Annotated in this window: 1 protein-coding gene; it reads left to right on the top strand. The window is 71.0% G+C overall.

Translation table 11 applies throughout. The features are described from left to right. Window positions 1-221: hypothetical protein (locus tag QWY28_RS24045; RefSeq protein ID WP_300955410.1), on the top strand; the 221-nt coding region annotated here is incomplete at both ends.

Raw genomic sequence — 221 nt, 5'->3', positions numbered from 1 at the left:
CCGACGGCCGGGTCACCGCGACCATCACGGTCACCGCCGGCGGCGTCACCGAGACCCGCACGGTGACCTACGACTCCCGCAACGCTCTCAACGTCGAGGTGGTCGAGCTCGCCCGCCGCGGCGAGGGTCCGGCGACCATCGGTCAGGACGTCCGGTTCAACCTGTTCGCGCGCGACCAGTTCGGCAACCTCGTCGGCGACCAGCAGGCGACCATCAGCGAC

This window comes from Nocardioides oceani, assembly GCF_030412965.1.
Lineage (GTDB): Bacteria > Actinomycetota > Actinomycetes > Propionibacteriales > Nocardioidaceae > Nocardioides > Nocardioides oceani.
This window is presented reverse-complemented; position numbering and strand designations above follow the sequence as displayed.